Here is a 14,836-nt window from a genome sequence, read left to right on the forward strand (position 1 = left end):
TTTGTATGCTCAACACAATTAAAAACAAACTCTCTGCAATACATTCTGATTTTGCCTGCGAAGTAGAACGCTGGCAACATATAAAGAATTTACCATCTCTAGAAAAACGCGATCGCATCATTCTAGATACACTGAAAAAAGAGGGTGTTTATGTCACGACACTTGCAGATTTAGGTTTAAGCTCAACTCAAAATTTGCTCCAGGCTGCTAAACATCAATTGTCCCAGATGCAAAATGCTAACAACGAACATCTAGAACAAAAGTGGCCGCAAATTTATACAGTTACGGGTTTACCAGAGTTTTATACCTGGGGAACAGAGCAAAGACTACTAAGCATAATCGAAAATTATATTGGTCTTCCTATTAAATTTCACGGTGTACATTTACGTAAAGATTTTCCTAGCAATAATCAATTTGGAACTTTGCTATGGCATAGTGATGCAGAAGATCGTCGTCTGATTAAAGTTTTTGTGTACTTAAATGATGTGGAAGAAAAGACAGGACCATTCCAATACATTCCTCGTTCATTAACTCCCACATTTAGTTGGAATTATTTTCAACTTTACTACAAACTTTGGCAGTCAAGCTATATGGGTATCGACGATGAACAGGTCAAAGCAGTCATTCCCAAATCAGCTTGGAAATCATGTCCTGGTCCAGCAGGTACGGTCATTTTTGTAGATACCAAAAATACTTTACATCATGGGACAGTGCGGACGGAAGATCGCTCAACCCTCTTCTTTTGTTATACGGCCAATCCCCCAGAAAGACCAGACCTTTGTACACAATACTGGGATGATACTTATATTAGGGCTGACTTACTAGAATTAGAGAAAAATTCTGTCTAGTTTGATTTTTTGGTGTCAAGAATATCTTCATATTTGCGAAATAAATATACCTATTTCGGAAATTCACCACCAAGCATCATCTTCGTTTAATCATGAATAAATTACTCACTATTGCTCTCCCCACATATAATCGAGCTAAATTACTTGACCAACAATTAGCATGGCTAGCTAAAGCCATCAAAGGTTTTGAATCTGAATGTGAAATCATTATTTCTGATAATTGTTCAGAAGATAATACCCAAGAAATCGTGAAAAAATGGCAGATGGCTTTGCCTGAAACAGCTTTTCACTCTAACAGAAATAGTCAAAATCTGGGAGTGATGAGAAACATCGCTTATTGCCTTAATGCTGCAACCAGCCAATATGTTTGGACAATCAGTGATGATGATAAAATCGAGGACACAACGATTTCTTATCTCATCAACACATTAAAGACATCAGTTAATTTAGGACTGCTGATTTTAAATTTTTCTTGTCGCCATGAAGTAACAGGTGAGTTATTGTACGAACGCTGTTATCAGATTGAAGATGAAATTGTTGAGACTGATGGTAGGGCAGTTTTTGAACGTTGTATCCAAGAAAGTCGCTCTGGGGTACAACTAATGTCAGCCCAAGTATATAGAACAGATTTAGCACAACGTGCGTTAAAAACTTGGTCTGATGGGGTAAATAACTTAGATTATCAAGTATATTTAACTGGGTTCTGTGCTTTTCATGGAAATGTCAGAATCAGCAAAGATGTATATCTAGAAAATGCTTTTGGTGCTAGCCATTGGATGGTTAAACCAAAAATGTTGCTGAAAATGCAATATACATATTCACCAGAGGTAAATATCAAGCTGAAAGAAATAGGCTATTCAGATAGTTTTTGCAGAAACCTGGTTATCAATCATTTTAATAATAATAATTGGCGGGTTCTATTAGGGGCTTTAAGAAGATGGCCTGTTCTAGCATTGACCACAGTAATTCCTTACTTTGGGCTAGTCAGTTTATCAGTTTTAGAAACTATTATTCTTACTAAAGAAGGGGTTTCGCAAGAAGTTATCAGTAGAAGTAATAGTAACAACAGACGTGACTTAATGAAATCTGATAGTAAGACAAAGTGAGTCTCCCATGCTAACTACAGTCAAAGAGAAAATTGAAGCGCTAAACTCAGAAGTTTCCTATAGAGTCAAACTCTGGCAATATGCTCCCAATTTGCCTAAAGTAGAATCACGCGATCGCCTGATTGTTGATACTCTTAAAAGTGAGGGAGTTTACATCACTACACTACAAGAGTTAGGGCTTCCATCCACAGCACAATTACTTAAAGCTTCTCATACCTTATTACCAGGTATGGGACAAGGTAGCTATGCAGAATCAGCCCAAAATCCCCCAGAAATTTACACAGTTACCCACATACCTGATTTTTATAACTGGGGAAGTGAATCAAGACTATTGAATATTCTAGAAAATTATATTGGTCTTCCAGTCGCTTATCATGGCGTACAAATCCGCAAAGACTTTGTAAATGCCAATCAATTCAGTACAATGTTATGGCATAGAGATTCAGAAGATCGCCGCATTGTCAAAATTATCATTTACTTAAGTGATGTAGAAGAAAAACACGGGCCTTTTGAATATGTACCAGCATCGTTTACCTCTATAGATAGTTTGAATTTCTATCGACTTTACTACAAAATTCATAAGTCAGGTATCAACGATGAGGCATTAAATAAAATTGTGCCTAAATCAGCTTGGAAATCATGTACTGGCCCAGCAGGAAGCGTAATTATTGCTGATACCCAAAGACTTCTACATCATGGCACAGTCCGCACAGAAGAACGTTCAACTCTATTCTATGCCTACACTGCCAATCCTGCCAAAAGACCAGGACTTTGTACTCAATACTGGGATGATACTTTTCCTAAACCAAATTATAGCTAAAGTTCCTGTTTAGCTGATTCATCTGTGTAAAGACTAAGTGATTAGTCATTATTCTCCCATCATTAATTCATAGTTGAGAAACCCATGATTTTTACCGCTACATCACTCCAGGACGCATTTATTATTGATTTAGAAGAAAAACCAGATCATCGTGGTTTTTTTGCCAGAACTTTTTGTGCTAATGAATTTGCAGCCCACGGTTTAAAACCAGTAGTTGCTCAGTGTAACTTATCTTATAACTATAAAAAAGGTACACTGCGGGGGATGCACTATCAACTCAGACCAGCCGCCGAAACAAAACTAATTCGTTGTATTAAGGGCGCTATTTATGACGTAATTATTGATATGCGTCCCGAATCACCAACATTTTTATCACATATTGGTGTAGAACTCACTGCTGATAATCGTCGTGCTTTGTATGTACCAGAGATGTTTGCTCATGGTTATCAAGCCCTCACCGATGATGCAGAAGTGGTGTATCAAGTAGGTGAATTTTATACCCCAGGATATGAAAAAGGCCTGCGTTATAATGACCCATTCTTCAACATTGAATGGCCTTTAGATGTGACTGTAATTTCTGATAAAGATGCCAATTGGCCTTTATTAGAAACTATCCCCATCGGTAGCCCAGACCCAGTAGAAGCAGTTTGTTAAACAATACTGAGTTGTGAGTAAGATATTCTGCTTCTGTTGCTTGTTTTAGAAAATAAAGGATTAAGCAAAATGATTATTATTGATAACGCCTTAAAGGCTCGTGCTGCTGCTGGTAACCCCGTGAAAGTGGGAATGATTGGCGCTGGTTTTATGGGTCGGGGTATTGCCAACCAAATTATTAATTCAGTTCCAGGGATGGAGTTAGTTGCTATCTCTAACCGCAGTATTGATGGCGCGAAACGAGCTTATAGTGAAGCTGGTATCGAAGATATTGAAATTGTGGATTCTGTAGGTGAATTAGAAAGTGCGATCGCTCAAGGTAAGTATACTATTACCGAAGATGCCAAAATCATCTGCCAAGCCGAGGGTATCGATGCAATTATCGAAGTCACCGGTGCGGTAGAATTCGGCGCTCATGTAGTCATGGAAGCGATCGCCCACCGCAAACACGTTATCATGATGAATGCGGAACTTGACGGTACAATCGGCCCCATCCTGAAAGTCTATGCAGACAAAGCCGGGGTGATTCTCAGTGCTTGTGATGGCGACCAACCAGGGGTGCAAATGAATCTTTACCGATTTGTTCAAAGCATCGGTCTGACTCCCCTGCTTTGCGGTAACATCAAAGGCTTGCAAGACCCCTACCGCAACCCCACCACCCAAGAAGGATTTGCCAAGCGTTGGGGACAAAAAGCCCACATGGTAACCAGCTTTGCTGATGGTAGCAAAATTTCCTTTGAACAGGCGATCGTGGCTAACGCTACAGGTATGAAAGTCGCTAAACGAGGGATGTTGGGATATGACTTCACCGGTCATGTTGATGAGATGACCAATATGTACGATGTGGAACAACTCAAGCAGCTAGGCGGTATTGTTGATTATGTAGTTGGTGCAAAACCCGGCCCTGGCGTATATGTGTTTGCTACCCACGACGACCCCAAACAACGCCACTACCTCAACCTCTACAAATTAGGCGAAGGCCCCCTCTATAGCTTCTACACTCCCTACCACCTCTGCCATTTTGAGGTTCCCCTATCTGTAGCTCGTGCCGTCCTCTTCAGCGATGCTGTCATGGCTCCTCTAGCAGGCCTCTCGGTAGATGTCATCACCACTGCCAAAATAGACCTGAAAGCCGGAGAAACCCTAGATGGCATTGGCTACTACATGACCTATGGACAGTGTGAAAACTCCGATATCGTCCAACAGCAAAACCTCCTACCAATGGGTCTAGCAGAAGGATGTCGTCTCAAACGTGATATTCCTAAAGATCAAGTCCTCACCTACGATGATGTAGAACTACCAGAAGGCAGACTTTGTGACCAACTACGAGCCGAGCAAGACAAATATTTTGCCCCAGAAAAAGTTCTGGTAACTGTTGGTTAAGGGAACACCAAAAAATGACTCAATTCAAAATTCAAAATTCGTCTTGAAAAGTTTCCTACGGCGGGAAACCCCTCCTACAGCACTGGATTCACCGCCTACAGAACTTTTCGCAAAATTCAAAATGAATTAGCCGCAATTGATTGTTTGGTAGGGTGCGTCAGTGCGATAGAACCTAACTATACTCAGAAATTTTCATACTGACGCACCCTACTGGATAGTCTATTACCAATTACCAATTACCAAACTCAAAAACGCCCCCCTTTTCATCAACAGGGGGGCTGAAGCTATCTGAAAACAATTAATTTCCTAATTAAATAGCAAAATAATTCAAAAGATAGAATCAATTTTGAGTTTGTTTGTCAATACTATTATTTACTAGCGATCGCATCACTTATAATTCTACAAACTTCGATAAATGTATCAAAAAATAGTTAAAAAATATCATCCAAAATACCAAAATAATAACTAGTTTCTGCTGAAATATTTTAAGGCAAATCTTCACAAATTTAGACTGATATGAAAGTTGCTCTAGTCCATGATTATTTGACCCAGCGCGGTGGGGCAGAACGTGTATTTGAATTACTTTGTAAACGCTATCCTGAAGCCGATATTTTTACATCATTGTATGACCCAGAAAAAACTATTGATATGGGTGAGCGGATAGTTAACACAACATTCTTGCAAAAAATTCCTGGTGCAGCCAAATACTTTAGATTAATGGCTCCTTTATATTTTCCTGCCTTTCGGGCATTAGATTTACAAGATTATGACTTAATTATTAGCAGTAGCACCAGCTTCGCCAAAGCAGTTCGGAAAAAACCAGGTGCTAAACATATTTGCTTTTGTCATAATGTCACCCGTTTTCTATGGGATACAGAAACTTATTTAAGAGAGTATAGCGATTATAGATATTTGTCAGTTTTAATCGAAAAAGTATTTCAATTAATGCGAGATGTAGACCTGAAATATGCTCAGGAACCCGATATTTATATTGCTAACTCCAGCACTGTTGCCCGTCGTATTCAGCAGATTTATGGCAAACAGGCAATAATGATTAACTATCCAATTGATACTAGTAACTTTGTTTTCTCTGATACAAAAGACGAATATTATTTGGCATCAGCACGGATGATTAGTTATAAGCGCCTGGATATTATAGTCGAAGCTTTTAATTGGCTTGGATGGCCGTTAATCATCTCTGGGGATGGGCCAGAAAGAGAAAGATTACAAGCCAAAGCTTTGGATAATATTAAGTTTTTAGGTCATGTCAGTGACAACCAACGTAAGGAATTATTCTCTAAAGCTAAATCTATTATCGTAGCTGCTTTAGAAGACTATGGTTTAGTTCCTGTAGAGGCTAATGCTAGCGGTACACCAGTGATTGCTTTTGGTGCAGGTGGAGTCTTAGATACTCAAATAAACGGTCAGACTGGCGTATTTTTCAAGCGACAAACACCAGAATCTTTACAAAAAGCATTATTAGAGTCCGGAGAAATCACTTGGGATTATGAAAATATTCGTAATCATGCCGTGAATAATTTTTCTGAGCCAGTTTTCTTTAGTAAAGTTGAGCGAGTTATTACCCAAACTTGTAGCCTCAATTAAATCAGTAACTAGCCAAAAAGTGCTGAGTGGAAAATATTACTCATTACTCAGCACTTATTACTGATTACTCAACATTCATTTATTTTATTAGCGTCTCGAATACAAGGATCATCAAAGTGGTTCAAACTAATCTAAGTACAAATATAAACAGCGCTGATTCAGAACCCAGTTACGGCAAAATCTTTTCAGTTTTTCTGCGTAGGTCCCCTTGGTTCTTAACGGCATTTTTAACAACAATTGCCCTAGCAGCCCTGATGACTGCAAGAACCAAGCCTACTTACAAAAGCACAATGCAACTGTTAGTAGAACCTAACTATCAAGGCAAAAGAGAGGGTGGTACTCCAGAGACCCAGTTTCTCGAACCTGATATACAAATAGATACTGCTACACAACTGAACTTGATGCAAAGTTCAGGACTAATTCACAAAGCAGTTGACAAATTGCGATCAGAATATCCAAATATTACTGTAGCTGATATTAAAAATGCCTTAGTCTTAAATCAAGTTAGGACAAAAGAAGATAATGTCGCTACTAAAATTTTTCAAGTAGATTATACTTCTGGCGACCCTGAACAAACTCAAAAAGTTCTCGGTGCTATCAGGCAAGTCTATGTGGAATATAACAAACAGCAGCAAGACAACCGACTCAAAAAGGGTCTGCAAGTTATTAGAGAACAGTTGAGCAAAGCCAGTGAAGAAGTGAATGCAGCTGAAGCCAACTTACAAAGATTCCGCAGAAACCAAAATTTAATTAACCCAGAAGAACAAGCAAAAGCTCTAGAAGTTGCTTTAAATACTATTGAGCAAGAACGTCGTACTACTCGTTCTACATACGAAGAGGCTTTAGCAAAACAAAAATCTTTAGAAGAGCAATTAAATCGTTCTCCCAAAAATGCTTTAGTTACTTCTCGTTTGAGTCAATCCGTCCGCTACCAAGGCTTACTCAACGAAATTCAAAAAACAGAACTGTTACTAGCTCAAGAACGTTTACGCTTCACAGATGAAACCCCCAGTGTCCAGAAGCTAAAAGAACAGTTGCAAAGCCAAAAAGAATTATTGCAACAGGAAGTAGGTAGAACTCTAGGTGTTAAATCTGCTAATGCCTTCCGTGGAGGAGAACCGCTTTTAGAACAGGGACAGTTTGGGGAAATTGATCTGACTTTGGCTAGTCAATTAGTAGAAACCCAGACAACCATAGTTTCATTGACTGCCCGTGATCAAACTCTGGCACAAAAAGAAAATCAACTACGCCTAGAAATTAAACGTTTTCCGCCCCTGTTGGCTTATTACAACCGTATACAACCACAGTTGCAATTCAGCCGTGAGAGACTAGAGCAGTTATTACGGGCAGAACAACAACTACGGCAAGAACTGGCTAAAGGGGGATTTAACTGGGAAGTGGTGGAAGAACCCCAGTTAGGGATGAAATTAGGCCCAAATCTCCAACAGAATTTGATGTTGGGTGCTGTTGTGGGGTTAATGCTGGGAGGTATTGCTGCCTTTATTCGAGAAGCTGCTGATGATTCTGTTCACACCACAGCTGAGTTAGAAAAACAAGTAGCTTTACCTTTATTAGGAAGCACCCCGAAATTGCCACCAGCAAAGGGTAGAGAATCAGTCATCAAGTTGCCTTTTGGCAAGCCTGAGGTTTTAGGGCCTTGGACTGTGGAGGTGCTACAGTCTTCCATCCGTTGGGAATCGTTGGATCTGATTTACAAAAATATCGAGCTGTTAAACTCGGTATCTAGCTTAAAGTCCTTGATGATTACCTCACCTCTACTGGATAGAGGTAAATCTGGTTTGGCCTTGGGTTTAGCTATGAGTGCAGCCCGGTTACACAAACGGGTGCTACTGATTGATGCGAATTTGCGAGATCCTAGCCTCCATGAACATCTCAATCTTCCCAACGACCAAGGGCTATCAACTTTGTTAGCCAGCGAAATCACTTTACCCGAACAGATTGGTATTCATAACGTAGGTTCTGCTTACATCGATATTTTGACAGCTGGTCCCTCGCCCAGTGACTCAGCAAATCTCTTGAGTTCTCCACGGATGAAACAGTTAATGGCAGCATTTGAGGAGAACTACGATTTGGTGATTATTGATGCGCCACCAGTTATAGGTCTAGTAGATGCTTTGTTGACAGCATCATCTTGTAGAAGTGTGGTGATGGTAGCTAGTCTGGGAAAAGTGACTCGCAATCAAATCGCTCAAGCTACAGCTATGTTGAGCAAGTTAAACCTGATTGGTGTTGTGGCTAATGGAGTTTCTAACTCTGATAGCACCTATGTACCTTATGCGCGGGAATACCGTTTTGCTTTGCAACAAGCGGTGGAAAAGTAATACGTGGGGGGAGAATGTGATCCCCATGTCCTAACTTAGCTATATTTTTTGATTGTGCGATCGCACCCCATAAGAGGCGATCGCACACATCCTTTTGTACCCATATTTTTAGTATTAGAGGTTGTTGGCAAAGTAATTTACTGTGATTTTAAATACTTATTTATTTCGACTTTATCAATATCTAATTAAAGCCACGACTATTTAAAGACTAAATAAAGAATTAGCTTGAGTATATAGTTATTTCTACAGAGTCTTATATCCTAGAGATTGAAATCTAATTCCAATGGTTTCAAAGTAGAAATCAAATGATGCTCTGAAAATTATTGTGCAAGTAAAAAAGTAGCTGTCATACAACGTAAATGTAAAGTGCTGGTTCAAAGGAGTTTTGAGGCTTAAGGCAGACATGAAAAAGGTTAGGTTAATTTGCCTCTCTAAATTTCCAATATCCTTCATTTTTATAGAAAAATCAGCGTTGCTGAATCAGAGTATGAAATGCAAAAATTACCTTTGCTTTTCTTTATAACTTTGCACCTACTCTACAAGTTCCGCGTTAGCGGTATGAGTCAGACAAATTCATATTCTCAATCAGCAACACCGAAAAATCTATATTTACCAAGCATCTTTAGTAATAGGTTTACGGCTAATTATCTACACAATATGGCAGCCCTGGATACTGATTAACAAAATCATATTCAGTAATATATTTACTCGCAACTTCTACCATCCAAAAAACCTAATTCTGCACATAATAATTTAAAAATTATTTGAGCAGAATAAACCTTCCATCACAGTCTTTGGCATTGACAGCCTTGGATATTATCTCAGCAATTTAATTTGGATGAATCCAAAGACATTATGACAAGCGTAATAGTTTCAACTGTTGAGAGTCACGATACAGTGCCTCCACAAAATCAAAATCATGGTTCCTCACATTACACGCTTCAGTGGAGACGGGGCCAATTGTTAGTGAAACCTGCTAACAAAGTCGAACAGTTATGTTTACCTTCTCTAAACGATGAACAATTATTAGTTGATTGCTTAAAACGCTCTCCAGTCAATCTGGTGAGTATAGATGGCAAATTAGGTGAAACTTGGCTAAAGTTCTGGGCTGAAGCTTGTAAAAAAGCACATAAACCTATTTTTCTGAGTAAACCTGCTCACCGAAAGCCACCCACACCCACATTAAGTATTCAATCTATTAGATGGTTGTGGAGATTAATAGACTGGCTAGTAGCTTTTGGATTGATGCTGTTAGTAAGTCCAGTGCTTTTAGGCTTGGTTATACTGATGCAGATTGATTCACGAAAATCTTTGTTTACCCATGAGTGGCGTGTAGGCGAAAGGGGTAAAATTTTTCGAGTCATCAAGTTAACTCCTACTCAAAATCATCCTCAAATATTGCAAGTTTGGTTAAAGAAATCTGGTTTGGCTCATCTACCACAGTTATGGAATGTACTGCGGGGAGAAATGAGTTTAACGGGATCTGCTTGTTGGACTTTAGAGGATGCTGTGCGACTCAGTTTAGCAGGACAAGAACAGGCAGATAAATCAATTCAAAATACTCTGCGGATTCTCCGTAGGAGTACAACATCTCCTACAGGCAGGCAAGCCTACAAAATTCAAAATTAAATACAGTATCTGTAGGGTGCCTATCATGGTTATGGTGGGCAATGCCCACCCTACTACTTATATTTCAGAAATCAAATACTAGTCCTATAAAAATTAGAATTAGTGTTTATCCTGAAAGATTAAAAAAAATCCGAATATCCTAAATTAATGAGGATTTTACTCAATTTATTTTCCTGGGAATGCACTATGTAATTACGTCATCGACTCTGCTAAAATCCGTTATTTTTACTCAGTGTTGTAAACACAAGGTTCCTATTTAATTATTGAAGAATATAAGTATCTGTAGGGTGGATCATGCCCACCACAACCATAAAATTGTGAGCAACGCCCGTACTACACTTATTTCAACAAGCAAGTATGAATCCTATAGATGAATTACTACACTTTAGTGAAAAATTAGGTTGTCGCTGTTCACAAAATTTGTCTTAGAAAATATACAACGCATTTAAAAATGCCAAAATCACCACATAAATTATTTAAAGCTAATAGCTTCTGGAAAGAGAACCATTTAATATTGCGAGAAATCAAACATTTTCGCAAAATAGCTATTTTAGCCGTAATATTTTCATTTTTAGCTGCCAGTTTTGAAGGTGTTAGTATTGGTTTTCTACTGTCATTTTTACAAAAATTGACTACTCCTAATGAGCCAATTCAAACAGGAATTAGCTGGATTGACATGATTTTGGCTGCTAACGCTTGGCCGATTCCCCCTATATATAGGATATCTCTACTAATTTTGTTGAGTACCTGGATGCGTGCTACCTTCAATTATTTTGGCGGAGTATACACTGAATCAGCCCAACTTAATTTAGCAGATCGCTTACATAAGCAAATTTTTGAGCAATTACAAGCTCTGAGGTTGAGTTACTTTGCTCAAACTCGTTCGGGTGAACTCATTAATACGATTACTACAGAGATTGAAAGAATCAAACAGGGTTTTAGTGGGTTGGCTTTTGTGTTAACCCGAATCATGACTGTTTGCGTTTACTTTGTTGTGATGTTTTCTATATCATGGCAACTTTCGATTATTTCTGTGCTGATATTTTTACTGTTAGCAGTGGGATTATCCACGCTGAATAAGCGAGTCAGAGAAACCAGTTTTGGCATTTCCCATGCTAATGCTCAATTTACAGCTACAGCAGTAGAGTTTATCAATGGGATTCGGACAATTCAAGCCTTTGGGACACAGGAATTTGAACGTCAACGTTTCTATAAAGCCAGTACTAATCAACTGAATGCAGCTATCAAAGTTGTCTTAGCTTGGACACTAGTAAAACCCATAGCTGAAGGCATAGCTACTACAGTTTTGATTAGTTTGATTGTGATTTCCTTCACGACATTTACATTACCAGTTGCCTCATTATTGACATTCTTCTTTGTTTTAGTCAGAGTGATTCCCAATATTCAAGATATTAACGGTACGGTTGCTTTTCTGAGTACTTTACAAGGGTCATCAGAAAACATTAAAAATATTTTGCAGACGAATAATAAGCCTTACTTGAAAGATGGTAAACTTCATTTTCAAGGTTTGAAGCGTTCAATTGATTTAGTATCTGTAGATTTTGGTTATACTGCCGATAATTTGGTATTGAATAATATCACCCTGACAATTGAGCGTGGTAAAACAACAGCCCTGGTAGGTGCATCGGGTGCGGGTAAAACTACATTAGCTGATTTAATTCCCCGATTTTACGATCCGACAGAGGGACAGATTTTAGTAGATGGACTGGATGTGCAGTACTTTGAAATCAATTCCCTCCGTCGCAAAATGGCTGTAGTTAGTCAAGATACATTTATTTTCAACACTTCTATTAGAGACAATATCGCCTACGGTACATCTGGGGCGAGTGAAGCCGAAATTAGAGAAGCAGCGCGGCTAGCGAATGCGTTGCAATTCATTGAAGAAATGCCCGAAGGGTTTGATACTAAGTTAGGCGATCGCGGTGTCCGTTTATCTGGAGGACAAAGACAACGGATTGCGATCGCTCGTGCATTACTGAGAGATCCCGAAATCCTCATCCTCGACGAAGCTACCAGCGCCCTAGATTCAGTCTCCGAACGGTTAATTCAGGAGTCTATAGAAAAACTTTCCGTGGGTAGAACAGTAATTGCGATCGCTCACAGACTCTCCACAATCGCCAAAGCAGACAAGGTTGTGGTGATGGAACAAGGGCGAATTGTCGAGCAAGGAAATTATCAAGAACTCCTAGAACAACGCGGAAAGCTTTGGAAATATCACCAAATGCAACATGAATCAGGACATAGTCAATAGTCAATGGTCAATAGTCAATAGTCAATGGTCAATAGTCAATAGTGATTCCCTATTCCCTATGAAGATTTCTGTTATCGTCTCTAATTACAACTATGCTCGTTATCTTTCTAGAGCAATCAACTCTGTTCTCACTCAAACATACTCAGACATTGAAATCGTTATCGTAGATGATGGTTCTACAGATAACAGCCGTGATGTTATTACCCAACTGCAAGAACAAGCACCGGATAAAATCAAGCCCATCTTTCAAGCAAATCAAGGACAGGGAGGCGCTTTCAATGCGGGGTTTGCGGCGGCGACTGGCGAAGTCGTAGCTTTTCTGGATGCAGATGATGTGTGGAAACCTCATAAATTACAGCGCATTGTTGAGGTGTTTCAGACATCAGATGTAGTTGGTGTCATGCACCATTTGGATATCATAGATGGCAATGACCAGACGATTGATCAAGCTTCGACTCAAGGGCCGAAACTGAGTGAAGATTTAGCCTCAGTCATATTGAAGACAGGCAATGCTTGGTGTTTTCCGCCCACATCTGGACTAGCTTATCGCCGTGAAGCTTTGGAAAAAGTATTTCCTATCGATCCTGTGAAATGGCGAATTTGGGCTGATGGTTGCATTATTTACTGCACAGCCTTCCTCGGTAAAATTAAGACATTACAGGAAAATTTGGCGTACTATCGCATACATGGCGCGAATAATCATATAAGTGCAGCGATCGCCACCAGCGAACAACAAGCCAAGTCCCAAGCCGGGATTGAGATGACTAACCAATATATCAACGACTATTTAGTACGTATTGGTTATGGTGCAAAAGTTGACTTATCCCGCAATCTCCAATATCGACGCACGAAATATTATCAACAATCCCAATGGGATCTCCGGGAGGTGTGGGCTATCTCACGCTTAATACTGGGATGGCCTTTTTACTCTGGGAAAGAGCGAGCCTATTACCTAGCACGATTTTTATTTAAAAGTGGAAAATTTTTGCTTAGTGCCGATGTTCATACGGAAAGCCCCACAATTTAGCCGTAAGTATGTTTAGCCGTTATCTCTCCTCCTTTGAAGGCGCTGTTAGCGATAGCGGGGCGTTCAGCCCGTGCTGAGTACTGAGTAAAAATCCCAGTCTCTAACCCCCTATTAAAATTATGGCTATAGATACTAACTCCTCCACTCCTTTAGTTAGCGTTATTACACCTACCTATAACCGCCCAAACTATTTACAAGCAGCGCTGACAAGTGCCGTAAGACAGACTTATTCCCATATTGAAATTATTGTTTGCGACAATTGTAGTCCACAAAATCCCCAGGCAATTGTTGATTCCTTTGATGATTCGCGTATTCGCTTTTTCCGCAATTCATCAAATATGGGAATGTTTGCCAACACCATGAAAGCCTTTCAAATGGCGCGGGGAAAATATATTGCCTGTTTGCTGGACGATGATATGTGGGAAGAGGACTTTCTCGAAAAGCTCGTTCCGCCTTTGGAAGCTAACCCCAATTTAGCCTTAGCCTTTTGTGACCACTACATCATAGATGCCGACGGCAATATAGATGATGCGCTCACAGAAGAATATTCCCATACATATAAACGAGTTGATTTGCCAGAAGGAATTTATCAACCCTTTTATCGGATGGCCTTAATAGATAGATCAGTCTCGACAGCCACAGCAGCCGTGATGCGTCGAGATGCGATCGCCTGGGATGCCATTCCGGCTGAAGTCGGCGGTTCATGGGATATATATTTAAACTACCTGTTTTGTCGTTCTGGCTTAGGAGCTTATTTTTATCCGGAAAAACTGACACGTTATCGTGTCCATGAACAAACAGAAACCATGCTCAGTGGTAAGCGCGATCCTCAGGCAAAAATCCGCAAGGCTCAAGCTGATATGTTTTGCTACGAGCAGTTTATGGCTGATGAGCGCCTACAGGAGCTTAAACCCTATTTTCAGCAGCAATGGGCCCATGTCAACACAACCTTAGGCATTGGTTTCATGCGTAGTAAACAGATGAAATTAGCCCGTTCCTACTTCTGGCGTTCTTTAAAACAAAGTCTAAAGCTGAGAACGATGGTGGGGTTGATGCTCAGTTTTACACCCCCGACGATCGCATCAAGATTTTAATTCAGTCAGATACCCGGCTTCTCTAAGAAGTCGGGTATCTCTGGGGATCTAAAAAA

General features: G+C 39.7%; 11 protein-coding genes. All 11 read left to right on the forward strand.

Translation table 11 applies throughout. The features are described from left to right. Positions 1–5 precede the first annotated feature (5 nt). Positions 6–848: a phytanoyl-CoA dioxygenase family protein gene (locus GSQ19_RS10810; protein ID WP_011317957.1), complete on the forward strand. Its 843-nt coding sequence runs from the start codon at positions 6–8 to the stop codon at positions 846–848. A 92-nt stretch (positions 849–940) separates the two neighbouring features. Further along, positions 941–1,954: a glycosyltransferase family 2 protein gene (locus tag GSQ19_RS10815; RefSeq protein WP_011317958.1), complete on the forward strand. Its 1,014-nt coding sequence runs from the start codon at positions 941–943 to the stop codon at positions 1,952–1,954. Positions 1,955–1,961: 7 nt separating this feature from the next. Continuing rightward, the gene (locus GSQ19_RS10820; RefSeq protein ID WP_011317959.1) at positions 1,962–2,774 is read left to right on the forward strand and encodes a phytanoyl-CoA dioxygenase family protein; all 813 of its coding nucleotides are present in this window, start codon (positions 1,962–1,964) and stop codon (positions 2,772–2,774) included. A gap of 84 nt (positions 2,775–2,858) precedes the next feature. Further along, positions 2,859–3,428: a dTDP-4-dehydrorhamnose 3,5-epimerase gene (rfbC, locus tag GSQ19_RS10825; RefSeq protein WP_011317960.1), complete on the forward strand. Its 570-nt coding sequence runs from the start codon at positions 2,859–2,861 to the stop codon at positions 3,426–3,428. A gap of 69 nt (positions 3,429–3,497) precedes the next feature. After that, the gene (locus tag GSQ19_RS10830) at positions 3,498–4,811 is read left to right on the forward strand and encodes an NAD(P)H-dependent oxidoreductase (RefSeq protein ID WP_011317961.1); all 1,314 of its coding nucleotides are present in this window, start codon (positions 3,498–3,500) and stop codon (positions 4,809–4,811) included. A 516-nt stretch (positions 4,812–5,327) separates the two neighbouring features. Then, the gene (locus tag GSQ19_RS10835; protein WP_011317962.1) at positions 5,328–6,416 is read left to right on the forward strand and encodes a glycosyltransferase; all 1,089 of its coding nucleotides are present in this window, start codon (positions 5,328–5,330) and stop codon (positions 6,414–6,416) included. Positions 6,417–6,532: 116 nt separating this feature from the next. Then, the gene (locus tag GSQ19_RS10840; protein WP_011317963.1) at positions 6,533–8,758 is read left to right on the forward strand and encodes a GumC family protein; all 2,226 of its coding nucleotides are present in this window, start codon (positions 6,533–6,535) and stop codon (positions 8,756–8,758) included. An 855-nt stretch (positions 8,759–9,613) separates the two neighbouring features. Beyond that, on the forward strand, positions 9,614–10,387 hold the full coding sequence (gene hepC / locus GSQ19_RS10845; protein ID WP_011317964.1) for a heterocyst development glycosyltransferase HepC: 774 nt from the start codon (positions 9,614–9,616) through the stop codon (positions 10,385–10,387). 451 nt (positions 10,388–10,838) lie between these two features. Next, positions 10,839–12,659: a heterocyst formation ABC transporter subunit HepA gene (gene hepA, locus GSQ19_RS10850; RefSeq protein ID WP_011317965.1), complete on the forward strand. Its 1,821-nt coding sequence runs from the start codon at positions 10,839–10,841 to the stop codon at positions 12,657–12,659. A gap of 58 nt (positions 12,660–12,717) precedes the next feature. Continuing rightward, positions 12,718–13,686, forward strand: a complete 969-nt coding sequence (locus tag GSQ19_RS10855; protein WP_011317966.1) for a glycosyltransferase — start codon at positions 12,718–12,720, stop codon at positions 13,684–13,686. 119 nt (positions 13,687–13,805) lie between these two features. Further along, complete coding sequence (locus tag GSQ19_RS10860) at positions 13,806–14,780, forward strand: glycosyltransferase family 2 protein (RefSeq protein ID WP_011317967.1); 975 nt, start codon at positions 13,806–13,808, stop codon at positions 14,778–14,780. The last annotated feature ends 56 nt before the right edge of the window (positions 14,781–14,836 follow it).

It is taken from the genome of Trichormus variabilis 0441, assembly GCF_009856605.1.
In the GTDB taxonomy this organism is placed as follows: Bacteria; Cyanobacteriota; Cyanobacteriia; order Cyanobacteriales; family Nostocaceae; genus Trichormus; species Trichormus variabilis.